This is a genomic window from Nostoc sp. NZL (assembly GCF_015714705.1).
Classification (GTDB): Bacteria; Cyanobacteriota; Cyanobacteriia; order Cyanobacteriales; family Nostocaceae; genus Nostoc; species Nostoc foliaceum_A.
Window position 1 is genome coordinate 14762 of record NZ_WBKL01000132.1, and the last position, 23802, is coordinate 38563.

At 41.7% G+C, this 23802-nt stretch carries 19 protein-coding genes, 1 tRNA gene and 1 riboswitch; of the genes, 6 read left to right on the top strand and 14 right to left on the bottom strand.

Annotated features, from left to right (window positions below; genetic code table 11):
- Positions 1–270 precede the first annotated feature (270 nt).
- The 4 genes from cobJ to F8R90_RS19000 all read right to left on the bottom strand — a co-directional run bounded on the left by cobJ (position 271) and on the right by F8R90_RS19000 (position 4468).
- Entirely contained in the window at positions 271–1992 is a 1722-nt protein-coding gene (gene cobJ / locus F8R90_RS18985; protein ID WP_196511964.1) for a precorrin-3B C(17)-methyltransferase, read from the bottom strand.
- A gap of 181 nt (positions 1993–2173) precedes the next feature.
- Positions 2174–2395, bottom strand: a complete 222-nt coding sequence (locus tag F8R90_RS18990) for a type II toxin-antitoxin system HicB family antitoxin (protein ID WP_196511965.1) — start codon at positions 2393–2395, stop codon at positions 2174–2176.
- A gap of 83 nt (positions 2396–2478) precedes the next feature.
- The gene (locus F8R90_RS18995) at positions 2479–2868 is read right to left on the bottom strand and encodes a hypothetical protein (protein ID WP_196511966.1); all 390 of its coding nucleotides are present in this window, start codon (positions 2866–2868) and stop codon (positions 2479–2481) included.
- A 40-nt stretch (positions 2869–2908) separates the two neighbouring features.
- Positions 2909–4468 carry an acyl--CoA ligase gene (locus F8R90_RS19000; protein WP_331000683.1) on the bottom strand — a complete coding sequence of 520 codons (1560 nt, stop codon included), beginning with the start codon at positions 4466–4468 and terminating at the stop codon, positions 2909–2911.
- A 158-nt stretch (positions 4469–4626) separates the two neighbouring features.
- Between F8R90_RS19000 and F8R90_RS19005 the strand changes: the two genes are divergently transcribed.
- On the top strand, positions 4627–5694 hold the full coding sequence (locus tag F8R90_RS19005; RefSeq protein WP_196511967.1) for a glycosyltransferase family 4 protein: 1068 nt from the start codon (positions 4627–4629) through the stop codon (positions 5692–5694).
- An 83-nt stretch (positions 5695–5777) separates the two neighbouring features.
- Positions 5778–6548 carry a WecB/TagA/CpsF family glycosyltransferase gene (locus F8R90_RS19010; protein WP_196511968.1) on the top strand — a complete coding sequence of 257 codons (771 nt, stop codon included), beginning with the start codon at positions 5778–5780 and terminating at the stop codon, positions 6546–6548.
- 60 nt (positions 6549–6608) lie between these two features.
- Here F8R90_RS19010 and F8R90_RS19015 read toward each other — a convergent pair whose 3' ends face one another.
- On the bottom strand, positions 6609–6818 hold the full coding sequence (locus tag F8R90_RS19015; RefSeq protein WP_196511969.1) for a hypothetical protein: 210 nt from the start codon (positions 6816–6818) through the stop codon (positions 6609–6611).
- 474 nt (positions 6819–7292) lie between these two features.
- On the opposite strand from F8R90_RS19015, the gene F8R90_RS19020 reads away from it, so the two are divergent.
- On the top strand, positions 7293–8435 hold the full coding sequence (locus F8R90_RS19020) for a BMP family ABC transporter substrate-binding protein (RefSeq protein WP_196511970.1): 1143 nt from the start codon (positions 7293–7295) through the stop codon (positions 8433–8435).
- A gap of 40 nt (positions 8436–8475) precedes the next feature.
- On the opposite strand, the gene F8R90_RS19025 is transcribed toward F8R90_RS19020, so the two are convergent.
- Together F8R90_RS19025 and F8R90_RS19030 are read right to left on the bottom strand one after the other, a co-directional pair.
- A complete protein-coding gene (locus F8R90_RS19025) occupies positions 8476–9219 on the bottom strand; it encodes a cobalt-precorrin-6A reductase (RefSeq protein ID WP_196511982.1) in 744 nt (247 codons plus the stop codon).
- Positions 9219–9638 (bottom strand): DUF1636 family protein, encoded by a 420-nt coding sequence (locus F8R90_RS19030; RefSeq protein WP_196511971.1) that lies wholly within the window; start codon positions 9636–9638, stop codon positions 9219–9221. Before F8R90_RS19030 ends, F8R90_RS19025 begins: the two co-directional genes overlap by 1 nt.
- A gap of 22 nt (positions 9639–9660) precedes the next feature.
- Positions 9661–9842: riboswitch (cobalamin riboswitch) on the bottom strand.
- A gap of 100 nt (positions 9843–9942) precedes the next feature.
- On the opposite strand from F8R90_RS19030, the gene F8R90_RS19035 reads away from it, so the two are divergent.
- Positions 9943–10016, top strand: a tRNA-Val gene (locus F8R90_RS19035).
- 162 nt (positions 10017–10178) lie between these two features.
- Here the strand turns inward: F8R90_RS19035 and F8R90_RS19040 are convergent.
- Genes F8R90_RS19040 through F8R90_RS19050 form a run of 3 tightly spaced genes read right to left on the bottom strand, consistent with a single transcriptional unit; the run spans position 10179 to position 15416 of the window.
- Entirely contained in the window at positions 10179–11576 is a 1398-nt protein-coding gene (locus F8R90_RS19040; protein WP_196511972.1) for a helix-turn-helix domain-containing protein, read from the bottom strand.
- Positions 11566–12717 (bottom strand): ATP-binding protein, encoded by a 1152-nt coding sequence (locus tag F8R90_RS19045; protein WP_196511973.1) that lies wholly within the window; start codon positions 12715–12717, stop codon positions 11566–11568. The genes F8R90_RS19040 and F8R90_RS19045 overlap by 11 nt, the downstream gene beginning before the upstream one ends.
- Before the next feature lie 2 nt (positions 12718–12719).
- Positions 12720–15416 carry a TnsA endonuclease N-terminal domain-containing protein gene (locus F8R90_RS19050; RefSeq protein ID WP_196511974.1) on the bottom strand — a complete coding sequence of 899 codons (2697 nt, stop codon included), beginning with the start codon at positions 15414–15416 and terminating at the stop codon, positions 12720–12722.
- Between the two features lie 173 nt (positions 15417–15589).
- Here F8R90_RS19050 and F8R90_RS19055 point away from each other — a divergent pair, with 173 nt between their 5' ends.
- Both F8R90_RS19055 and F8R90_RS19060 read left to right on the top strand, forming a co-directional pair.
- Positions 15590–15850: a helix-turn-helix domain-containing protein gene (locus F8R90_RS19055; protein ID WP_331000684.1), complete on the top strand. Its 261-nt coding sequence runs from the start codon at positions 15590–15592 to the stop codon at positions 15848–15850.
- Positions 15851–15900: 50 nt separating this feature from the next.
- Positions 15901–16890, top strand: a complete 990-nt coding sequence (locus F8R90_RS19060) for a TniQ family protein (RefSeq protein ID WP_196511976.1) — start codon at positions 15901–15903, stop codon at positions 16888–16890.
- Between the two features lie 306 nt (positions 16891–17196).
- Here the strand turns inward: F8R90_RS19060 and F8R90_RS19065 are convergent, their stop codons facing one another.
- From F8R90_RS19065 to F8R90_RS19080, 4 genes are all read right to left on the bottom strand, one after another.
- Positions 17197–20058 carry a CHAT domain-containing protein gene (locus F8R90_RS19065; protein WP_196511977.1) on the bottom strand — a complete coding sequence of 954 codons (2862 nt, stop codon included), beginning with the start codon at positions 20056–20058 and terminating at the stop codon, positions 17197–17199.
- Between the two features lie 2 nt (positions 20059–20060).
- The gene (locus F8R90_RS19070) at positions 20061–20390 is read right to left on the bottom strand and encodes a hypothetical protein (protein WP_196511978.1); all 330 of its coding nucleotides are present in this window, start codon (positions 20388–20390) and stop codon (positions 20061–20063) included.
- A gap of 43 nt (positions 20391–20433) precedes the next feature.
- Entirely contained in the window at positions 20434–20670 is a 237-nt protein-coding gene (locus tag F8R90_RS19075) for a DNA-binding domain-containing protein (protein WP_196511979.1), read from the bottom strand.
- A 236-nt stretch (positions 20671–20906) separates the two neighbouring features.
- The coding region (locus tag F8R90_RS19080; protein WP_230966424.1) for a type I restriction endonuclease subunit R at positions 20907–23802 on the bottom strand (2896 nt) is incomplete at its 5' end.

Below are 23802 nucleotides of genomic sequence, written 5' to 3' on the forward strand. Positions count from 1 at the left end.
TTCAATAATAGCTATTAAATTGTGTCAAAATATTTCTTATTATTCCACGCAACAGAGATTCAGACTACCACAAACTTACTAACTTATGTAATTATATTTGGACAGAACACAGATATATATGTCTTTTAAAAAGTAAGGATTTACAAGATTTTTGCATTAAAAAGGTAAAGGTGGTCAGGTATAACAGCCCCAGGAATGAATTCCCAATCCTGGGGTTTTATTATGCGATCGCTTAGAAAAGCGGATTTACAAAAGTGCTTATGCCTGCTTTTAGGTATAGCGACGCGGCGTATAAACCCAGATATTACCATCGCGGCGCTTGATAGTTCGGGTTTTTGTGGAACCAATGAGAATAATTGTCCGCATATCCGCGCTTGCTGGTGCTAACTGGTCAAGTGTGATCGCTTTCACCGTCTGTCCTGGCCTACCAAGATTCCGTGCCAACACTACTGGTGTATCCGGTGTTCTATGTCGCAGCAAAATATTTCTCGCTTCTGCCAATTGCCAGGTACGCTCTTTGGAAACAGGATTGTAGAAAGCAATTACAAAATCAGCCTCAGCAGCAGCCGCAATTCGTTGTTCGATCGCAGACCAAGGTTTCAAGATGTCAGACAGGGAAATAGCACAGAAGTCATGCCCAAGGGGCGCACCAATCGCTGCTGCTGCTGCCTGCATGGCTGAGATCCCTGGTGCTACATGAATATCGATATTGTCCCATTCGGGCTTGGCATAGCGATCACATACTTCAAATACTGCTGTTGCCATTGCATAGATACCGGGGTCGCCAGATGAAACGACAGCTACATATCGCCCAGATGCAGCCAAATCAAGGGCCATTTTCGCCCGTGCTTCTTCTTCGCGGTTGTCGGACTCATGCCGTTGCTTGCCATCAGCCAGAGAACCGACTAAATCCAAATAAGTTTTGTAACCCACTAGGTCAGTTGCCGACTTGAGTATCTCCTTGACTTCTGGAGACATCCATTGCGATCCACCGGGGCCTGTGCCAATAATCGCTAACCGTCCGCGTGGTTGACCGATGGTGTTGGGGTCAATTGGTTGGGGGGCAATAGCGATCGCTATCTGGGGAGATGAGGAAGTAATGGGGGATGTGCCTGTGGCCGCGATCACAGATGCTTGGGCGGGGTTATAACCTTGTGATAACAGACTTTCTAGCTGATTTGGGGTAAAAAAGCGGGCAGGCACTCCCAAGGCGCTAGCTACGGCGTGGATTGCGGGATTGGCTGCGGCGGTGATGGGTGCAAATATCCCGGCGACTGATGCTCTTTCTAGTTTGGCATCAGCTAGTAGCTGCTGTACTAAAGCTACTGCATCATCAATGATGTCACTAATTGCGATCGCGATCGTTGCTGGGTGGTAGACAAGGCAGTTGGCTCTAGGAGTTACCAAACGTTCCGTAACTTGGATCGTCAAATCTCCCTGTGGATCTATGGGCAGTTTACTATCGCTCAACCAAGGCGCTATTCCTTCTAGTTTGACTTGTGCCCCAGCTAGCAAATCTGAGATAAATTTCTTAGCATCATCTGGGTTTGCTAAATGGTATCCGGGGGGAGGAGATAATAGTGTTGTGCCCAAACGTAAATCACCTGTAGTCGTAATTGCAGGTTTAACATCAAGCACTTCAGCAATGCGACGAGCCATATCATTTACCCCACCAAGTCCGCCCAAGAGGGGGACAACAGCACTACCATCTTCAGCCACAGCTAGCACAGGTGGTTCCTGTCGTTTATCCGAGATTACGGGCGCTAGCGTCCTAATTAAAATGCCGGCGGCACAAATGCCAATTAGCGGCGTTCCTTGGGCAAATAACTCGCGTAACGTCTCGCCAAAGTTAGTAAAGCTGACATCAACTCCAGATGTGCGACCCGCTAGACCGTATAGTGTCGCCCCTGGTAGGACAGTGATTATTTTGCGTGCTACTGTCACGCTATTTTGACCTAGTACTACAATGGCGGGTGCAACATTCATCAACATAAGTAGATATCTTGCAAAATCTGAGATCCTTCAAATGAAACCACAGATTTAGACATACAGCGACTTCCCGTTTATGAGTTTGGGGAATTTCAGAGTGCGATGTCTACGACGGGCAACTCTTGGAGAGGCTACGCCCTAAGCGTAGCTATGCCGCAGGCTTTACGCCTACGCGCTAATTACTTTAGCTGGCATTTCCAATTACCAGTTCAACGTCTTCGGGTAGAGAACGTCCTTGTTCTTCATATTCTTCCTGAATCATTTCAAAAACATAGACAAGTTCAGCACGGGCCTCATCTGGCGTTTGTCCCCAAGCGTGACAACCGGAAATCGCTGGTATATAGGCTACAAATGTACCATTGTTATCGGGACGGATAACAGTAGTGTAGTCTTGTATAGACTTCATGGGGATAGCCGCAAGTTTGAGTTACACCTTCAGTTTACAGCGATCGCATTTCCTGAAATTAAAAAGTGCGATCGCTTATTATTTCAATTAGCTTTACGCTCTTTGAGGACTTGATCTAGCAAATTTCTAGCAGGTTGTGCTTTAGCCAACGCTATTTGATGGTCATTATAAGCACGAACAAGGCGAGAAAGACTGCTTACACCTGCCTTGAGTTGCTCAAGTTCTTCACCAGCAACTAGTTCCCCATCAAGCATCCGCCCGATTAACGGTTTGATGTCGCCCACTTCCTGCCGGACTTTTTGGAGTTTTTCTAGGCTACTCAGCAAGGTTTTGAGTGAGTTCAAGATGTCGTCAATATCCTGGACATCCTCCACAGCTTCCGGTAAATCTTCAATTGTCACTGTATCTTCATCTGATATTGTAGGCAATTCCTGTGCAGACATTTCAGTTTTAACCCCGTTTGACCGTGCCATCAAAGCTTCCTCAAGGAATTTTCCTTAGTGTATCGCTGATTCAGCCTATGTTAAGCAATTTCGCCATAGCCAATCGTTGCAATTTCCCGGTAGCACCACGAGGTAGTTGATCTAAAATGTGAATTTGCTTAGGAACTTTGAAGTCTGCGAGCATGGTTGAACAGTGAGCTAAAAGTTCTTTTTCGCCAGCTTCTCCCTTCAGGACAACAGCAGCATGGATATCTTCACCTAAAGATTTGTGGGGGACAGCAAAAGCTAAGGCTTCGGCGACGGCGGGATGGCGCAGCAAAACATCATCCACTTCTAAAGGAGAAATTTTTTCTCCACCCCGATTAATCAATTCTTTAATGCGTCCAGTCAAGCGGAGGTAACCGTCTGCATCCAGTATGCCCTGATCCCCTGTGCGAAACCAACCGTTTACAAAAGCTGTGGCGTTAGCTTCCGGGTTGTTTTCGTAGCCATCTATAACATTGGGTGCTTTTACCACCACCTCGCCCAAGCTTCCCTGAGATAATAGGTTGCCTTCGGAGTCCATGATGCCGACTTCCACACCGAAGCCATAACCGACAGTACCCGGTTTCCGCATTTTTGGCGGTAGGGGGTTGGTGGTCATTAAGTGAGAAGCTTCAGTCATGCTGTAAGATTCCACTACCGGAGCATTAAGAGTTGCCTCTAGTTGTTCAATAATAATCGGGGGTAAAGAAGCGCTACTAGAGCGAATGAAACGAAAGCGGTTAGCTTTGACAATTTCTGTGTTGCGGCTAGCGCGGGACAAAATTGTCTGGTGCATAGTTGGCGCTGCGGAGTACCAGGTAGGTTTGTAGGTATCTACCAGTTTCCAAAACTCCAGGGCATTAAAACCATTGGGACAAATTAGTGTACCGCCCGATGCCAAAGTTGCCAGCAAACAGCCTACCAATCCGTGAATGTGGAATAGGGGCATTAGGCAAAGTGTAGTATCAGCTGCTGTGAGTGAGTAAGCACCAATGATGTTGTTGGCTGAGGCGATTAAGTTGCGATGACGAATCGGCACACGTTTCGGACGACTGGTGGTGCCGCTAGTGTGAAGAATCATCGCCATATCATCGGCGTTGGGGACTGTGGGATTCGAGGCTTCGGCTGGTTCTGAGCCTGTTTTGACTAATTCAAAGCTCAATGTGCCGTCTATGTTTACCTTGGTATTAATCAGCATCATTTCGGTTGTGAGGGCAGCAATGGCTACTTCTGGCCCCTCACACAAGGTAATCAGTGCTTTTGCTTGGGTATCTTCGTAGTAGAAGGCAAATTCTTCTTGTTTGTATTTGGGATTTAAAGGTGCAGCAGTACCACACAGGGCGGCAGCCAAAAAGGTGATAGCCATTGGTGAACCGTTAGTCATGGCAATGGCAAGGCGTTCTCCCCGTTTCAATCCAAAACTATTGAGTTGGGATACTAGTGCAACAACATTCTCGCGCAATTGCTTATAGGTTAGCGATCGCCCCCCAGGCGTAACTAGGGCTGGATGATTGTCTTCCCCTGCTAAAAGCTCAAATAAGTTCATGAGTTTTTCCGGTCTGTCAACAGATGATTCAATCAGTTCTAAGAATAAAGCACACGCCACGGGTAAACCACGTTTAGTCCGGTCTTCTCGGCATGGTAATATTTATTACATTAAAACTATGATTAATATCATTGACAAATAAATTACTTAATTATAGTTTGAGTATGGTGTATGAGATATGAATATTTAATAACTTTATTAAGCATAAACAAGCTCTTATGAGTCCTATAAAAATTACTATGTTAGGCGAAGGCTTGGAGCGGCAAGGTGGAATAGTTTCTGTGCAAAAGCTCATCCTTGAAGAAGCTACTTCTGATATTCAATTTAGACATATTACTACTTTACCGAATGGCTCTGCTGCCCAGAAATTATTAGTGTTTGTGCAGGCAATAGGGAAGTTATTTTGGAACTTATTAAATAAAAAATCCGACATTATTCATATTCATGTTTCAGATAGAGGTAGCGCTTTTCGTCACTCAATCACTACTGTTATTAGTTGGTTATTTCAGAAACCACTAATTATTCATACTCATAGTGCTGACTTTCATGTGTTTTACTCTGAGCTTCCTCAATTTCTGAAACAATGGCTCAGTTGGTCTTTTTGTAAATGTACTCGTTTTATTGTTTTATCAGATAGTTGGAAAAAATTCTATATCGAAAATCTTGGTTTAAAGCCAGAGCAAGTTATCGTTCTTCCTAACGCAGTAAGAATTCCTGCACAAATCCCACAGCGTATAGATTCAAGCCAGATATGCTTCTTATTTTTAGGGCGAATTGGTGAGCGCAAAGGCGCATTTGATTTAATTAAAGCATTTGCTTCTATACCTGCTGAAGATAAAAGCAAAGTAAAGTTGGTTATGGCGGGGGATGGAGATGGAGAAAAAGCTCGTAATTTGATTCAAACTCTAAATCTCACTGAATATATTACTATCCTTGACTGGGTAGACCAAGAAAAACGCGACGAGCTTTTAGCTAAAGCTGATGTATTCGTGCTACCTTCTTATAATGAAGGTTTGCCGATGGCACTACTAGAAGCAATGAGTTGGGGTTTAGCTGTTATAACCACTACAGTAGGAGGAATACCCGAAATAGTTACTCAAAGCGAGAATGGTTTATTAGTTAATCCGGGTGAAATTCAAGAGTTGTCAGAGGCAATGCAATCTTTAATTGCAGACAAAAATTTGAGAATATCTCTAGGAAATAATGCACGGATAAGAGTTAAACACTTGGATATAAACAATTATCTTGCATCTTTAAAATACATTTATACATCAGTTGTAGGTTGAATTCAATATTGTTAACATAATTGATTAACAACAAGCTTGTCTAAAAGTAAACAAAAGTGATTTTTAATCAGAGTGCATAGCATATGAAAACTTTCCCGGAAGTAAAGTTGTTTAATACAAGATTTCATAAAGTCAAAGTACAAGAATTAATCGATTATTTAGTAGAAGCAGTAAAAACTCCCAAAAAAACAATTGTAGAATATGCGAATATCAGATCGATGAATTTGGCATATGAAAAGTCTTGGTATCGGGATTTTTTAAATAATGCTGATTTAGTATTTTGCGACGGATTTGGTGTATTGCTAGCAGCTAAATTAAGCGGTTATTCGGTGGAATCTGCACATCGGATGACAGCACCAGATTACCTAGAAGATTTAGCATTAAAATGTGAAAAAGAAAATATTTCTTTATTTTTGCTAGCTGGAAAACCCGGTGTAGTGGATAAAGCAATTACTAAGTTAGTATCAATTGCACCAAATCTCCGAATACAGGGACATCATGGTTACTTTGATAAATCAGGAAAAGAGAATGATTTAATAATAGAAAAAATTAATCATTTCCGTCCAGATATTTTATATATTGGTTTTGGTATGCCGTTACAAGAACGGTGGATTTTAGATAATTTCAATAAAATTGAAACTCGTGTATTTTTACCTTTAGGCGCTTGTTTAGATTTCTATACTAACTCTGTATATCGCGGACCCCGTTGGCTTACTGATAATGGCTTCGAGTGGTTAACACGCTTAATTGTTGAACCTACTCGTCTATGGGATCGTTATATTATAGGCAATCCATTGTTTTTTTATCGTGTTCTTAAACAACAAATCACTCAAAGATTAATAACAAATCGCTGAGGAAACTTACTTCAAATTTTGTATTGGTATGATTGTGACTGCTAAAAAGTCATGGAATCATCAAGATACCAAAGGAGATTTAGTTATTTCTACAATCCAGTTGGTAAAAGCTTCATCTTTACATAGAAGCAGGCAATTATCCTTGTGAATATCGAGGATTTTCTGCTTTTCAAGACGAAGATGCCAAGTTATTTTTTGGCCGAGGTTTTTCAGGCACTTTCCTGCTGTCTCTGCCTTTCTTTCTAATATTTTCTTTTGCTTATCAGCCAATGAAAATTCATCGATGTGCGTTATCAAAAAGCTGGCTTGAAATATAAATAAGTCGGCGTAAATAATTAAAAGTTTGTAGTGTACCTCTTTGGGGATATTGCTACGCGTAGCGTCTCGCAGAGAGGGCTAGAGCCGCTCACTGTGAAATAATTTTAATATTTTATACATTAGTTAATATAGTTTGAGTTATTCTCACCGACTTACTTACGTTTTATGAAAGTATGTTGTAATTATGTATAGTGTTAATCGTCCTTGATTAAGTAACTTGAGGGCAGAAATAAAAAGTTAAAATTAAGTAAATAGCAAATCTAAACCGTATCTGCCATTACCAGCAATCACAAAAATATTTTTAGGACTTACGCAAAATCATGAAAAAACGAACCGCCAAGTACGCCAAGTGCGCCAAGTAATAAGAGTTGTAGAGGGTTTTTTCGTAAGTCCTGATTTTTAACCAGGTAAATCAATTAATAAAATATGGATCGTCGGAATTTTCTAAAGTATGTCACTTTAGCAGGATCTAGCTTTACCTTAACTAGTTGTGTTCAAGGCAAAAATTCCAAATTGCAGAGTGAAGTATCTCCCTTTGCGTCGCCTGTAGCTGTAAATGAACCTCTCAAGGTGGGATTTGTTTATGTGGGGCTTGTGAGTGATTTTGGCTGGACTTATGCCCATGATTTAGGTCGCAGAGACATGGAAGCCAATCTTCAAGATAAGGTAAAAACTACCTTTGTCGAAAATGTCAACGAAGGCGCTGACGCTGAAAGGGTGATTCGCCAACTAGCATTAGATGGTAACAAGTTGATTTTTACAACTTCCTTCGGGTACATGAACCCAACAATTAAAGTTGCCAAAGACTTTGGTGATGTTGTCTTTGAACACTGTACAGGATACAAACGTGCTGCCAATGTCGGTACTTATCTGGGACGCTTTGAAGAACCGCGTTACTTAACCGGCATGATTGCTGGCAAGATGACAAAATCGAATGTAGTTGGTTTTATTGGCGCATATCCAATTCCAGAAGTAATTCGCGGAATCGGTGCATTCACTCAAGGAGTAAGGCTAACAAATCCCCAAGCAAAAGTTAAGGTACTTTGGGTACAAAGTTGGCACAATCCAGCCAAAGAAAGAGAAGCGGCTCAAGCTTTGGTCAATTTAGGTGCGGATGTACTGACGCAGCATACCGGCTCCGGTGCAGTTGTCCAATTGGCTGAGGAAAAAGGAATTTATGCTTTTGGCTACAACACTGATATGAGTAAGTTTGGTCAAAAAGCCCATCTGACATCAGCTATTAACAAATGGGGCAAATTCTATATAGATAAAGCCTTGGCTGTAATGAGTAATAATTGGAAGTCTCAAGAGGTTTGGGATGGCATTGGTCAAGGAATGGTGGATATTTCCCCAATGAATCAGGCGATTCCTGCGGATGTGCAACAACTGGTGAATGCAAAGCGCGATGAGTTTATTCAGGGTACTGCACATCCTTTTGATGGCCCGGTGCAAGACCAAAAAGGGGTGGTGCGAGTGCCAAAGGGTAAGGTGTTGGATGATAGGGGACAACTGGCGATGGATTGGTATGTTGAGGGAATTGAAGGCTCAATTCCCAAGGAGAAATCCTAGCACTGCTAAAAGTCTGATTGGTGGCTTTTACTTTCTTTTACTAGTTGTCTAACTTGTCAAATAGCCATGCTAAAGCACCATCAACATCAGTAACCTTTTCTCCTGGCGGTATGGCTGGACGATTTACCATAACAACCTTCACACCCAGTTCTCGCGCTGCAATAATTTTGGGCTTTGTTGCATCGCCACCACTATTTTTACTTACTATGGTATCAATCTTGTTATGAATCAGGATTTGTCTTTCGTTATTGAGGGTAAAGGGCCCGCGATCGCACAATATCATTCCCGGTGGTACTAAAGCATCATCGGTAGGAGGGTCAATCATCCGCATCAAAAACCATATTTTCTCTAGGTGAGCAAAGGCGGCGAGTTCTTGCCTCCCAACTGTCAAAAATACATGCTGTGCCTGGTTTTGCAAAGATGCTGCTGCGGCTTCAATGCTGTCAACTTCAATCCAGCGATCGCCACTTCCTTTTTCCCAAGGCGGGCGAATTAACATCAGATGGGGTACTCCGACTTCCGTTGCAGCATCTGCCGCATTGAAGGAAATCTGAGTAGCAAAAGGATGGGTTGCATCAATTAATAAGTCGATTTGCATTGCTCTGAGATAGCTAACCAATCCAGCCACACCACCAAAGCCTCCAACCCGTAAATCGCCCAACGGAACTGATGGTTCACGGGTGCGACCAGCTAGAGACGTGATTGCTTCTAACCCTTGGATAGTCGCCACTTTGGCAGCTAGTTCTGCGGCATCTCCCGTACCACCCAGAATTAAAACTCGCATCATTGAGATAAAGGTGGAATCTTTGCCAATATGCCCTTTTTCAGGGCTTCTGGACGCTCTGACCAAGGGAGTAAACCATTTGCTTTGGCATAGTATTGACTAGCACATTCTAGTATCGCAGATGCACTGCCATCAACGGCTAAATCACCAAATAGATATGTTAATTTGCCCTTGGCAGCAAAGGCAACTACACAGGAACGATTACAAGCACTCATGCATTCAACCTCTTGAATTGGGAATTGATCTCGCAAGTCCCAATCTTGTGCCAAGTGCTGAAGTTGCTGTAGTAGTTGTTCGCCACCACTTTCACCTAAACGTTTTCCATCTTGCCAAACGCTAGCACAGGTTTTGCAAACAAATAAAGTGTGGTCAGGAACACCAAAGCAATTAGTTGTGGAAATATTTGCAGTAGCAGTCATCTGTACCTCGCAGAAATGGGGAACTGATCAATCTACTTCGGCGGGCATCCTGACTCACTCAATTTGGAATTTGGGATTACTTAGTTTGCTAATCTCAAATCTCAAATTAGTTCACAGTTGCGGGACAGCGCCGGATTTGCACCGAACTTTCCCCGTTACCTCTGGTAGCTGACCCCTACCAGAACCGAATAACCTCAATGATCATACACCAGGGTCGAATGGTACTTCTCTTATAAGATGGATTTACACCTTGATCTTGCTTTCTCAAGAAACTATGTGTTATTATTGATAATCGTGTGGTTAAGGACGTATAGCTCAGTTGGTTAGAGCGCTACGTTGACATCGTAGAGGTCACTGGTTCGAATCCAGTTACGTCCATTTGTGTACATTAACTAATTATTTGTCACTGTGTGACTTTACCCATAACTTTGCCGCAACGGCAAGCTTATGGTTCCAATAGGGGGCGGCAAAGTTATGCTTCCAATTTTCCAGGTGTAGAGAAAGAAGCCAACTTACTCTGCTCCTTTAAGTTTAATCGCTTTATACTCCAATTTCACGTCGTGTTTCATTTAAAGCAGCACGAACCTGTTTGTAACGGAGATATCCAGGATGAGTCATTATTTCAGACACACGAGCTTCTGAGGGGTATTCTCCTTGATTATGCAACTTAAATACAATCTGCTTAACTTCTCTGCAAGACTGCTGTATCTTTTCTGTGTGACATGCTTTACCATAACTACGGTATTTGGCAGAAATGGCACGGCATAAATCTGGAAAGTGGCTGAAAATTGTCCGCCTATTATATCCTAAACCTGTAGCTACTTCTTCCATTGTCAGTGGTGGCTGGTTGTCGCTTGCAAGGATTCCTAGCAAGGTATCTTGTACTTGATTAGCGTCGAAAAGTTTTGGAGATGCTCTTAGTGTGGGCGATCGCCGAATGGTTTTGTGTGAGATTTTCGTAAAAGATTTAGCAGCAAGTTGTTCTGGTTTTAGTAAATCTAGCAGAGATATTTCTAAGCGATAACAAATTTTGAGAAGTATATCAAGCACTGGTAAAGCTTTACCCGTCTGCCACATCCATAAAGTATTCTTCGGTATTCCCATCAAACGGGCAAACTCAGCTATATTGCCATTAGTCACTGCATTTATGACTAGACTCAAAGATTTGGCAATTTCTTCTTTTGCTGGTGGGGAGTTAAAAGATGGGGTGGAAGAAATTAATTCTCCAATAACCTCTACTATCCAAGTTTGCGAATGTAATTCTTCTTTAGATAAAGTTGAGCAATCCGTAAGTTCTGAGGAGGACTTGACAGGAAGATTCATACCTAGCCAACCACCACACTTGGAACAGTAACCAGGTCGCGATCGCCAACTTAGTAGTGGTAATTTCTGCTGACAGTGAGGACATTGCAAACATAGATATATTTTGTGTAAAGGACATACTTTTACTGAATTTATAGTCCAAAGTAGTGGTTTATAAATTACTTGTTTAGCTAAACGCCATTCTTCGTAACATACAGTACACCAAGCGCTTTGGGTACGAAACAAATTGCGCGTGGGAATAATTTCAGACCAAAATACCAGAGTCAGCAAGTGCAAATCTTCTATAAGCGTTAGCTTCTGAAGTGCTTGTACTAAATCTATTGCTATATTTCCTGTACCATTTATAGCTGTGGCACGGTCGAAAAGAGAACGTAAATCTCTACTAGTTCGAGATTTCAAAAATATTTGTTTTAGTAGTGGTGTGATTGTTCGTGAAATTAATACATCTGGAGATATACAATGAGCCTCCGCTAATCTTTCTATATACCCTGTAAGGCTTTCCACCAGTTGTGTTCTAATTCCAATAGGATCTAATTGATACAAATGACTGCGAGATGGAATAGTAACCTTTTTTAGATCCCAAGATTCGTATGTTGTTAGTCCATTAGTTAACATCTTGCTGCACTCCAATAGGGTCTCTTTTTGGTTTGCGTTTGCCAACCTTTCCTGGCGGACGAGTAGTTTTTGGGGTTTCTTCTGATAGCCCGGTTGGTTTCATTCCCAGTCCTAAAAGTGAGCGTAAGTTTTGCACATCTGCTTCTGTTTCAGATAATTGTCGTTCACCCTCTTGAATTTCCTTGAACATTTTCTGACACTGAGCAACCGACAAAGCACGTTTTTGTAAATCTTTGAGAGTGATTGTTGTTGCTTGTCGATCCAAAGCATCATCAAGAACGCGCATCAGCCAATCTTTCAGTATGCCAACACATCCTAAAGTACGTTCGTAAAAATATTCCCAATGATCAACTAAATTTGGAGTTTCTGCTAGTGGTATATACTGTTGAAAAGTTAACAACACACTCTTAAAAGCCTGTACATCTTCTGGAATATCAGCACAATAACGGCGGAAATGAATATCAACACTACGACGTGAGAGTTGACCGCTCAAATTACGGAATGTAAGTAATTCGTATGTTCCTAATAGACAGTGCAAGATGCCTGTCATATTTGCTAAAGATTTGAGACAGTCTAATTGATCTTGTAGCTTGTATCCGCTTGCCACCTTACCAAAATGTTGTGCTTCATCTACAAAAAATACGTCTGGATGACGATGGATGAGAGCATTTTCTAAAGCTCTGCGTAGAGCAGGTGCAACTACTTTCGACTCAACATTAATTTTGCCAAAATTATCGCGAGAGATACCACGTACACCGTAATCAAACTTGTGATCGATTAATGGTTCTTCCAAGGTAATTAAGGCGCGTGTGTAGTATTCTTTCCAGTTGAAGTATCTCGATTCTGGGGCTATAGCTTCAATACCAACAACAGGAACACGAGCGCGATCGCTTTCCAGTTTAGGTAATGCTAGTTCCTTTAATTTCTCCTCAACTCGGAGCCACAAAGTTGTTTTACCGATACCGCTAGGGCCATAAACAAAGATAAATGATGCTCCTGCGGGTTCGGCAATTGTTCGCATGAGAATTTCATAGACTTCTTTAAGTCGAGGATGCGCTACGGTGTAATCCTTAAAGTAAGCAAGCCTTTCTGTCTTAGGTTGTGTGAGGAGTTCAAGAGGAAATCCATTAAGTCTTGTCATAATTAAAAATTATCATAAACTACAAGTATTTCTGGGACGATCGCTTCATCTTCATCCGGTTGAGAATCAGTATTGGCAAAAGTAACTTGAATAAGTTTTGGTTGTTCGTTACGGCTTGTTGTCGCTTTTCCACCCTCAATTACTCTAAAGACTTCCTTAACTTCTGCATCATAGGAACGCTGTTCTAATAGAGCTTCTTGAGCTTCTACCGATGCTAAAAATTCTGCTAAATTCTTAGCCGAAATTTTAGATTGTTGTGTATGATTTGAAAAGCGTTTGCGTAACTCGGTACTAGCTAACTTCAGTTCTTTTTCTGAACGACCTTGGAGTTCTGCATAATATTGAGAGTTACACTCTACCCACTGTCCTAGAACAAAGGCGTAAGCGATGCCAATATTAAACGGGTCGTATCTTATCTGCACAGAGGTATTTTCAATTTGAGGATCGCGGAAACTATTAGACCAGTAGTATATGTAGTTAATTTTTACGCCGCGTCCAACTTGAACTTTTGCTTTTCCCTCTGAGGTTGTAGGTAGAGTAAGAATCTGAAAGTTTTCATCGTAAGGAATCATGCGGTGAACCCGACTGCCACCAATCGCCATACCCGCAGCAAACGCATCCCTCGGACTCTGGAAAAGTGCCGGATGTTCGTCTATATCATAAACTTGGTAAGCCCAAGCACAAAGATATTCATAAAGTAAACCAAGTGTCCATACAGCTTGATTTTTAGGGTTAACTGACTTGGTGACTTGGCGGACGTTACGAGTTATTTGTGTATTACCGAGTAAGTTATGGACAAATTGAGTATTGGAAGTTCCAAATAGGCGTTCGCAAACCGAACCAAAACGAGCTTTGGCTGGGGGTCTTTGCTTTTTTGTACATTCAAAAGTAGCTAGTAGTGTTTCAAAATAAACGCTGTGAAACTCTGCACCGTTATCTACCACTACAATTTGGGGAAGCCTGCCGTGACGCTTGACACAAATTCTTAGCACCATTAAGCAAGAACGATATGAGGGTGAGTCAAACGTTAGGTAAACTGCCAGCAATCGCCGTGAGTAAGCATCTACGAGAAATGTTGCCCAAGGTCTGCCAAGATTGCGACCTGTATCAGAGCAAACTAGCTCTACATCTAACTCAGTATGATCTATATGCCCAATTTCAAAAGGGCGATCGCCGTGTCTTGGGGTAGTTATAGCAAGCTCCCAATAGAAGGATTCATGCTGATAAGCGGCACGACGACCTTGGCGTTTTTTAGTCTGTTCGTAACCAGTCCGGCGTTGTACTTCTTTGGTAAATGCTTTATAGCTCGGAGCAATTACACCAGCTTGTTCACAAGCTCGAACTAAAGCCGCGTGAACCTCCCACATTCTTTTTTGTTTAAGAGTTTCATAGTCTTCTAAAATAAACTTCTCCATAATTGCTAAGGTGTCTTCGGGCAGCTTGCGCTGACGATTACCTTTGACACTGCGATGGGACAAAAGCCCAATGTAGCCGCAACCGTATTTTTGAATTGCAGTTAGATATTTAGCTTTCCAGTGACGAATGGTACGGGCTGGTATTGTTTCGTTTTCTGGGGGATGGCCATTTAAATAAGGTTCGATAGTTCTGTAGCGTTCAAGAGCTTCTGCTTGGTCTTCAGGACTAGCTTGATAAAATCGCTGCCAAGATTCTGTGCTAATAGCTGTTTTTTCTGGTGTTTGGAGACTTGTGATTTTTCCTTGGCGAACCAGATTCTCAAATATAGCTTTTTTGAGTTCAATTAACTGATTATTTTCTGCACCAAGTATAACCTCTGTTTCTCCAACATGGATGATATTTAAACCTTTGCCGTCCCAACTAACAGTTGCTCCAGTAACAATATTGACTACAGGAGAGATAGCCGGAAGACTTACACTTGGTTGCTCAACCATTAATCTAAAAGCACTAGCAGTTTGTTCGTCACGGAAGATTAGACATCTTTCTGGTTCAGCTAGTGGTGTAGCATTTAAATCAATATAGATTTGCTCTTGAATAATTAAGGTGTAGATATCGTCAGATTTAGCTCCTGTTGACCAATTGAGTAATTCTGCTAAAGTGATTCCTGGTTGAGATGACACAACTGCAAGTAATGATTGAGCGATCGCTTCTTCCACTACTAGAGATTCTGAGCGATAATAATCTTCTAAAAATTGCAGATTACGTTGCAGAACCCAATTGATTTCCCGATCTGAGCGAATGCGGTAATAAAGCCCAAATTGGTTAGCATAGTCTTCTCCTGGCGGGCAATGCCATTGATTATCTTCTTGAGAGTAAAAGTAACGATTGGGGTTTTTCTCTGCTAGTTTTTTCAAATCATGCTCAGTTTTACATTCTTCCCAACCAGCCGAATTGGTTCGGATGACAAAGAAATCTGGGGTGTGTAAAACGCCTAATCTACGTCCGTTACTTGCTTGATAGTCAAGTTTAATTTGCGGTGGTTGATCGTAGAATTCTAGAACATCTTCATCATGTTCTAACTGATAGATAATTGGCAGTTCAACCCGATGAGACTCAAATTGAATCGTGACTCCCATCTTGCGGCTAGGGTAGCGTCCCGAAACATTCTTGCTACCGCCACCAACGCGACGGGATGGCTCAGATGAGCGAACTTTCTCAATAATTTTTTGCCCTGCCTCGGATATTTGAAGGCGAGCAACCCATTGTTCAAATTGCTCTTTCATATACTCCTTAGTAAGCGCAAAGCGCTTTATTTTATGAATCTATCAAAATAAGACCATAAAGTTAGGAACTTGCTTGCCTGATGCTATACTACTTAACTTTATAACACTTATATTGTGCAAAAGTCCACTTATAGTAGATGGATTTAATGGCGATACTGGTTCAGTATTGTTTTGTGACGCAGAAACACTACAGTATTGAGTACCGCTTTGGCAAAGCCATTAGGCGGCGAAGGCGAGAGCTAGATTTATCCCAAGAAGAACTGGCTGAAAAGTCAGGACTTCATCGTAACTACATCTCAGGAATCGAAACCGGAGAGCGTAACCCTTCGTTAAAAAATATTGTTAAGTTAGCGGCAGCTTTGGAGATATCTGTCTCCGATCTCTTTGTTAATTACAGTATCGAGGTTAAGAGTGAATCGGAAACTAATCCCTAAAATTTAGCTGTTAAAACTAAAGTACCAGCGTTTAGGTTAATCCAAGAGGGATGACTATTTACTCAGAACATTGGAGCCTAAAACCTCTAGAAATCCCGCAACGGAGTCGGTTATTCTCTCTTGAACCTGTGGCAGTGGGAACTCCCTACGCAGAAAGTCTTAGTAGCTATCTCCATCGTTTGTCACAGGCGCACTGTTTAACCTCTCAGAAGCTCGTTATGGGAGAAATTGCGCCACTTATCCTCAAAGATGAGGATAAATCTGAGCTATTGGCAAAAAATCTGAGTCACCTATTGGGAAATAGTGATGCTAAACCCACTATCAACGGAATGCGAGAAATGACAGAAAAGTTAATCACTGTCTTAGAAGAGTTAACAATGCGTCAGGATTTACGCTTTTTGACCCTTTTAAGCTGGAAAGGAATGATTTATGACAAGGGATTATTTCGGAACTATCGCGCTTGGTGTCCTTGTTGTTGGGAAGAGTGGAGGCAGGATAACAAAACTATCTATGAACCATTATCATGGTCATTTAAAGATGTAGAATTTTGTTTGATTCACAAACAGCGATTAATAGAAGAATGTCCTCATTGTGGTTCGCGTTTACCTGTGATGGCTAGGCTTTCACCTGCGGGATTTTGTTCTCGTTGTTACGGGTGGTTAGGGCAGGAAATTAAAGGCGAAGAGGAAATAGAAAAATATCAAGTTAATATTCAAGGAATTAGCGAATTAATTGCACTTACTCCCCAATTAGGATATAAACCCATTCCAATCGAGTTAACGGGAAAATTACAATTAATTTTGTTAGTGTTTGAACAAGCTATTGGAAAGGATTTGAAGTTATTGGGAGATTTAGGGGGAATTATGGAATCGTTGAGGATAGCCTCAAGAACAAATCAAAGTCAACCTTATCATTTGGTAAAGTTGATTATTCCTGTGTGCGAAAAGGCGAGGATTAATGTATCTCAGTTGTTTGGGTCAGATTTTCAGGAATTGGGGAAGATATTGTTCGAGAGTTTTAATCTGGAATTAAAGTTGTAGATTTTGTGAAAAATATCGACCACAGGCAAAACCAGAAAAAAATAACTTCTGGAGTAGCAACTTTTTGCCATCGATTGTGAAGGGGGCGAAAGCAAAAAATTTTCGCCTGGGCAGATGAGTTTACCTTGGGATAAGCAGAGGGTGACGGAGAGTACGGAGGTACATGAGGTCGCAGAAAAATTTATTCAGGCAAACTGCTATATCCCCCAGTACCAGGTATTGGATTGGCGAAATGCTGGTAACTTTGTGCAAAAAAAGGGCTGTAATAAATATTTACAAACTTCTGAAAGCCTTAAATGTTAGACTTTACAAGTCTCTGCGCGAGAGAAGAGTCCCCGCAATAACGACCCAACGAATCCCGACGGCTCTCACTCCTTCCCCACTCCACCACCCAAGATGACGGGTATGAATTAAGGCAGGTAATGATGGCGATGATAACATCACATCTTTATCTTGAACATTTTTATTCTTGGACTTTTCCATTAACTCATAATAGCTCAACCAACTATATTGTTTCCAACCTACACGCTCACCAAAATTACCCCATTGTATATCACCATACTCTGGACTGCCTAAACTACGGTAAATTTCTGCTTGAATACTTATGCCAAATTGATTATTACTGTTTTGAAGCCAGAGTTGATCGATTTTCCTGAGAGTTTCACAGGGAAAATTCTTGAACAAATCGGCCCAATCTTGATATTTTTCTTCAACCATGACTTGGTAAAAAATCCAAGCAGTTTCTTCGTCTGCCTTTCGCCACTGCTTCTGCTGCAAATAATTTGCCAATGTGTCAAATAATCCATCTTCTACTAAGTCATCAGCACATTTTCTTAACTCAAATTCAAAACCTTTATCGGCTTCTGAGTTGTATTGAACTGCCAACATTTGAGAAAAGCCTTGCCTGAAACGTTTAGGATTTTCTTTATTAGCAAATTTCAACCGAAAAATCTCTTGCCATTTGTCTTCACTTTCATTATTTTCATTCCCCCATAACTGATGTAATTTATCGTGAGCTTTCTTGTAGAGAGAATAGACTTGTGGTGCTTCAGAAATTTGGATATTGGGGATAATATGGGGTAAAATTCGTGAAACTCGATAAACTCTATCTTCTGCTTTAACTTCAGGACTTACCTCAATTAGTCCCAAGTTTAGCCCCCTTTGTAATTGCTGTTGATAATTAGGAAGCTCATCACAAACTGCTTCTAAAGCTGCCATCGGTACAGGAATTTCGTAAATTAAGCAATAGCTAAGAATCTTCTGTAATTGCTCATCAATAAGCTCATATAATTCTTCCCAAATAATTTTGTCTTTCCACATTTCTGGACTTTGTTCTAGTTCTGTTAGTCTAGCTTCTGCATTTTGTTGACCTAAAATTTCATTATTCAGAAATTCCAACAAACGAGGATTGCCATCTGCTAATTCTAATGCCCGTTCTCGTAAATTTGCAGGGAGTTTATCAGGCTGAAAATTTTCTAAGCGATTGAGTTTTTTAGTCAGTTCAGACCCTTTAAGTGGTTGTAAGCCTTGTTTATAGAAATATTCCAATAAGTCAGAATCAAAATCATAGCGACAAGTAATAATAATCCTATTGTCAGTTCCCGTTTCTTGGATGGCTTCAACTAAAGCTTCTAATATCGGGGCTGGTTGAGGTTTAAGGATGTATCCACCAGCGCGGGGTTCAAGATTCCATTCAAAATCATCAAGAATCAGGAGAAACGGTTTTTCTCCCATATCTGCTAATTGACGAAATAGATAAATTAATCGGGATTTTAGTTGAATCTGACCATTTTCTAGATGGGGAATTAGTTCCAGTTGCGCTGGCTTAATCAGTTTATTCTTGAGTTTTTGAATCAAATAAGATTCATCTATTTGTCGCCACCAGAGAATTTTGTCATGTTCTGGCAACCTATCCCATAGTCGAGAGGCAATGGTACTTTTCCCCCATCCACCCATCCCGTGAATTAATATCCCTACTTTGTCAAAATCTGTCTTCAGAGTCCGCAAACAATTTTGTAACTGACGACGACGACCGACAAAATCCTCCCGTTTGGCAACCCTTAACCGATTTTCATCGTCTCTAAACTTTACTGTAGTAGAAGGTTTTGGCAGTTGCTTTCTTCCCCTTGTCCTTAAGGTCGTTACTAAGGCTTCCGGTAAAGTATTTGCCACATACAGCCGTAATTTATGCCAATCAGGGGTTTTTTGTTGAATCAGTGTTCGGTAGGTGGAAGATAAAGCCTGTGTCACCGTCCCCCCTTGTGACAATTCCCAATACAATTGACTAGCGGCAGCAGTAGCATCGGTATCGCGGACATTCTGACCCCAACCTAGTACAGCAGTTGCACCCATATTCAATAATTCTTCTGCCATTGAGGGAACTGCACCATCAGCCGAGTAACCTGTACGGCAACCAGAGAGGAAAATTAAAGACGGAAATCGAAATTGCAGGGCATTGTAAATATCGGCTGTACTGCTATCAACTCGGTTGCCATATTCATCTTCAGTCAGAAAGTAGGACTTTTTATCTTTATAAGTTGCATGACCTGTTAAATGAAAGATATCAAAGTATCCTGTTTCATATTCCCGAACTACATAACTCAACTCTGTTAAACAGCCACTTTCTTCTACTCTCAAATCTATTGGGGTGCGTGCGGTTGCCTGTAAGATTTTCCCTTCCTCAGCTTCATAATCTAATTCGGGTTCAACTTCTAACGGTGATGTTGCCATAAACAGCACATTCAGGGGGCGATTTTGAGGAGAGTTAGCTGTAGTTATGGCTTTACCATTGGATACCCACCGCACGGGAATAATTGGGGGTGTTTTCTCTACTAAAAAACTATGACCATCATGCAGAAGTTCCCAAGGTAAATGAGCTAGTCCTTTATCTGTGGCGATCGCTATAATCAAACCTTGGGGATGTGGTTCTTTCAAAGCATTAGCTAAAATGCGATCGCTCTTGTCTAGCCAGTTGTAAAGTGCTTGCCCTGTGGTAGCATAATCCACCGGGAGACGGGTGTAGTAGTCTGTTTCTACTTGATCACTTAACCCTTTGATTTCAGCCAGAGGCAGTCTATGTTCCTTGTAATCAGCAGGTTTGTCCCAAAAATAGCGTAAAGAAACATAATCCCGTCCTTGCAGGGTCAAACTAATGTGGAGAATCTTCATTGCTACTTGTAGGTTTCTAGAATCTCTTTGATTTGCTCTACTGTTGCGTCTTTGAGCAGTAATCGCCGATTGTCATCAGTAACAATTAAAACTTTCTCAATCCTGGCACTAGTTGGGTCATGTAAAGACTTCTGATACTTCTCCTTCCACTTGTGAATGCTCTCTGCAACGGTCAATGTTCCACTCACAATTCCCACAATCGTGGCTATGGTGGCTAAGGTTCCTTCCCGCTCGACTTCTTCTATGGTTTGATAGCTTCCTTCTAGTCCCTCAATTGCTAAAAGTTCTTCTGTAGCGGTTACTGCATCTCGTCCTTGGATTTCGATTTTCATATTGCCAAATCTTTAAATAAAAATTTCGGATAGAGAATATTAGTTAAATGGCGTTTATATTTGTACTGAAAGTATTTTTGACCAAACCTTTTAGCTCTAACATTTGAGCTTCCAATGCTGCTACTCTCTGGCTCAACGGAATTTCTTCGCTTGCATCCAGGTACTGAGCCAAAGCATTTAATATCACTTCGGTTTTGGTTAAGTGAGTCTCAGCAATGTAGATTTCTAACCGCTTGTGAAGATTAGTTGGTATTCGGATACCAATAGAAATATTAGACACTAGTAGAGGAGGTTAGAAACTGTTTAACAATGTAGCACGAGGTTGACATCCCATCTGGGCATCTATCTAAAATTTTTACATTCCTTGGAAATGCGCGATCGCTCTCCAAATACCTTGAGAATGCACAGCAGTTATACTCCAAAGTAGCCTTCCTACTTCAGCAGGTGGTAACATTTGGGCTAACTTGTCTGCATCTAGTTGTACTACAGATGCGATCGCCTGCTTTGAGAACTGTTTTATTCTTCCTCCCCAAGCTCACCAAGAGCGTCATCAAATTTGTTGATGATGTCGAGTAATTTTGATACGACTCGCGCAAAGATTTTTTTACGCTCTAATAATTTCGGTTTTTCGTTGCAAGCATTCAACACGGTTTCTCTTAACGGTTCTTTGCCAGAAAATTTGTAGTCGGAAATCATTTGATTAACGGCTTCGATCTTGAGGTTCTCCTCTAGGCAGAGTTGCTGAATCGCTTCAACGCGTTCTTGAGTCCAGAAGTCTTGAAAGACGGTTTCGACTTTTTCTTCGGGTTCAAGGGTGGGTAGCCGCTCTTCGATAAATTTCTCAAGCAGATCCCGCTTGCTGCGTAGTTGGACTTCTTTCCCGATTAACTCAAGGATAGACGCTTTCTGATTTTGGTAATCTTCCTGGGTAGCATCATCCTTGATGTCTCGCTGGAGGTTAGCCAGCAGCTTAAGAATATAGGAAACGTTAATTTCGTCTCGCTGGATCAGTTCCAGTTCAAAATCGACTTCCTCAACCAAAGATTCTTTCTCGTCATCGGGTTTGGATCGCGTTCTATCATAGATGTCCAGATATTTGCTTTTATAATCTTCAAAGGTTTGTTCATCCAGATTCAAGTCGGAAAAACTAAACTCAGTGAATGATTTACTTACATTCTGTAAACGGATAAGATTACGAAAGGCTTTAACGAACTCAACTTGGTCGTCTTCACTAATAAGCTTATTGACATCGTTAGGAATAGTGGCGATCGCTCTCAGTTCTTGCACACCTTTATTAAATTCCTCAATGTAGTAATCGTAGGGTTCAATGAAAATTTCTTCGCTGGCGTTGGTGTCGGAAAAGAGGGCAACGGCTTGATCAGTATTCTCTTTGAGGTTACGGAAAGAGACGATATTCCCTTGGGATTTAAGTTCGCCCAAAATGCGATTAGTGCGGGAGTATGCTTGAATTAATCCGTGATACTTCAGATTTTTGTCAACGTAAAGTGTATTGAGCTTTTTGACATCAAAACCCGTGAGAAACATATTGACGACTAACAGAATATCAGCGCGTTCCTGATCCTGAAAGTTTTCTCGATCGCGGTCTTTCATCCGCTTGGCGATGTCTTTATAGTAGGCATAGAAAGCCTGACTATCTTTGGCGGAATGTTGGGTTTGGTACATCTGGTTATAGTCCGCGATAAATTGATTGAGTTTGTCGCGGCTATGGCTGCGGTTGCTTGTATCTGCGCTGATATTAAAATCAGGTTCTCCAATTAAGCCGTTTGCATCTTGGTCTTCTTCGTTATAGCCAGGGGTAAAAATCGTGATCACTCGTAGATCATGTAATCCCTGTTTTTGTTTGTTTTTGAACGTGTCGTAATAGGTAATTAGGGTGTCTACGCTGCTGGCGCAGAGCATAGCCGAGAATTTTCTTCCGTGGGTTTTACGGTTATGGTTGGCAATAATCCAATCGACAATTAGAGAAATTCGGTCGGGATTTTCAAAGAATTCTCGGTCTAATTTTGGCTCTGTGATCAGCGTGCCGTCTTTGCGTTTGATTTTGCCCCAATACTCGACGGAAAATTTAAGAACGTTTTCATCGGCGATCGCATTGGTGATCACATATTTATGCAGACATTCCTGGAATAGGTCTTTGGTAGTGCGTTTACCGTGTTCGTTGCTAGCAGCGTTATCGGCAAAGATGGGAGTCCCGGTAAAGCCGAACATTTGGGCTTGGGTAAAGAATTTGACGATATTTTTGTGGGTTTCGCCAAATTGGGAACGATGGCATTCGTCAAAAATAAACACAATGCGCTTATCTTTGAGCTTCTCCATTGCGATTTGATGGCTTTGGGATTTGATCGCTCGGTTGAGTTTTTGGATAGTGGTCACAATGAGGCGATTATCCCCAGCCATTTGTTCTACCAGTTGGCGTGTGTTGTCAGTGGTGTCTACGCAGTCGGGGCTGAAATAATTAAATTCTCTGCTGGTCTGATAATCGAGGTCGGCGCGATCGACGACGAACAGCACTTTATGCACTTTGGGTATTTGGGTGAGAATTTGGGCAGCTTTGAAGCTGGTGAGGGTTTTGCCTGATCCGGTGGTGTGCCAGATATAGCCATTTTTATCGGTATCCTTGACTCGCTCAATGATGGCTTCTACTGCGTAGTATTGATAAGGGCGCAGTACCATCAGCACTTTGTCGGATTCGTGCAGGACGATGTATTTACAGATCATTTTGGAGACATGGCATTTCTCCAGAAAGCTGTCGGCGAAGTCTTCTAGTTGGGTTATGAGGTTGTTTTCTTGGTCTGCCCAGTAGAAAGTTTGTTTAAATTCTTGTTTGCGGTTGTTGGCGTAGTAGCGGGTATTGACACCGTTGGAGATGACGAAAATTTGGACATATTGAAACAGTCCATTGTCTGCGCCGTAGGAATGGCGTTGGTAGCGGTTGATTTGGTTGAAAGCTTCTTTAAGTTCCAGTCCTCGGCGTTTCAGTTCAATTTGCACGAGGGGTAAGCCGTTAATCAGCAAGGTTACGTCGTAGCGGTTTTTGTAATTGCCTTGCTGGGTAATCTGGTTGGTGACTTGATATTGATTTTGACACCAGTGTTCGGTGTTGAGGAATTCTAGGTAAAAGGTAGTGCCATCGTCGCGGCTGAGTTCCATTTTGTCGCGGAGGCGTTTGGCGCGATCGAAGACATTGCCTTTGTCGAGGTAGTTAAGGATTTGCTTAAATTCTCCGTCGCTAAACTGGGTTTTATTATGTTTTTCCAGTTGGGCTTTCAGGTTGGCTTTGAAATTTTCGGCATTGCTAAGGGTGACGGGTTCGTAGCCTAATCCTGTTGTTAGACGTTCAATCAGTTTTTGTTCAAGTTCGGCTTCGGTTTGGGGCATAGGGGCATAGGGG